We start from the raw sequence: 1,507 nt of genomic DNA, 5'->3' as shown, positions 1-1,507 counted from the left end.
CTATTAGCCCGGCCGAAAAAGCAGCCGAGTCCGGCCCCGGATACGCGGTTAAGTGATTCTGTGAGATGGTAGGGATGTTGTTGATGGTATCTTTTGTATTAAAAAACGATATGCGTTAGTAACGCGAACCGAACGTGATTTTGAAAACCGGGGTCTGTCAAGAATTTCGTGTAAACTCTTTTGCACAGTATCCCCCGAGGGGGAGCTTAGCGCGTTAACGCAGGTGATGTCCAACCCGATCGGGGAAGAAGACGGATAACTGCAGGAGCATTTGCCCCCAGTTCTGGACGCGGCCGGTCCATTTCCGAATAACATCCATCGTAGCGAGGTAGAGCATTTTTAGCAGGGCCTCATCGGTCGGAAAGATGCTCTTGCCCTTGGTTACTTTACGCAGCTGACGATGGTAGCTTTCGATGATGTTGGTCGTGTAGATCAGCTTCCGAATCTCGGGTGGATACTTGAAATACGTAGCAAGCTCTTCCCAGTTCGTGCGCCACGAGCGGATAATGAGCGGGTATTTCGTGCCCCAGGTTTCCTCGAATTTGTCTAGCTCAAGTTTGGCTGCGTCCTCTGTTGCCGCTTTGTAGATCGGTTTCAGGTCGGCTGTCACTTTCTTGAGATCTTTGTAGGAGACATAGCGTGTGGAGTTCCGGATTTGGTGAATGATGCATTTCTGAATTTCGGTCTTGGGATAGCTGGCAGCGATGGCTTGGGTAAAGCCGGTCAGGTTGTCGACGCAGGTGATGAGAATGTCTTGTACGCCACGGTTTTTGAGGTCGTTTAAGACGCTCAGCCAGAACTTCGATGACTCGTTCTCCCCGATCCAGATGCCCAGAACGTCTTTGTTGCCGTCGAGATCGATGCCAATGACCATGTAGGCTGCTTTGTTCACGATGGCCCCATCCTGCTTGACCTTGAAGTGGATCGCGTCGAGGAAAACGACAGCAAATGTGTGTTGTAGCGGACGATTCTGCCACTCCTTGATCATCGGGACAATTTTATTGGTCACATTGGAAATAAGCGTCGGAGAAACTTCGATGCCGTAGATATGCTCCATGTGATCTTGAATCTCTCGGGTACTGACTCCCTTGGCGTATAAGGCGATAATCTGGTCTTCGATGCCATTCACATGCGACTGATGCTTCTTCACGATCAGGGGCTCGAATTCGCCCTGACGATCACGAGGAACCTGAATTTCCTGTTCGCCATACTCGCTGATGATGCTTTTCTTGCCCTTTCCGTTCCGGCTATTCGAGGTTTTCTTGTTCGTGGTGTCATGCTTCTCATAGCCCAGATGCGTGTCCATCTCGGCCTCCAGCATCTCTTGGATCGTCTCTGCAAACAGGTTTTTTAGAGCGTTCGAAGCATCCTGTGCAGTAACCAGTTTATTTTCCTTGATAAACGCTCGCAGTTGTTCTTTCGTCCATAGTCCCATAGTTGATCCCCAACCTTTCTTGTATCTCCATTTTAATAGGTTTGGAGTTTACACGAAAGATTTTACAGACTC

Annotated in this window: 1 protein-coding gene; it reads right to left on the bottom strand. The window is 49.4% G+C overall.

Annotation, left to right across the window (positions count from 1 at the left end):
- Nucleotides 1-214: 214 nt before the first annotated feature.
- On the bottom strand, nt 215-1,435 hold the full coding sequence (locus ABES02_RS29665) for an IS256 family transposase (protein ID WP_430141615.1): 1,221 nt from the start codon (nt 1,433-1,435) through the stop codon (nt 215-217).
- Between the last annotated feature and the right edge of the window lie 72 nt (nt 1,436-1,507).

The sequence above is a fragment of the Neobacillus pocheonensis genome (genome assembly GCF_050477905.1).
GTDB lineage: Bacteria > Bacillota > Bacilli > Bacillales > Cytobacillaceae > Neobacillus > Neobacillus pocheonensis_A.
Note: the sequence above shows the minus strand (reverse complement) of the source record. Positions and strands in the feature narration are given on the sequence as shown.

What these genes read in the sequence shown, in the direction of transcription:
- ABES02_RS29665 (WP_430141615.1), bottom strand. Translation starts at nt 1,435, where the DNA reads ATGGGACTATGGACGAAAGAACAACTGCGAGCGTTTATCAAGGAAAAT.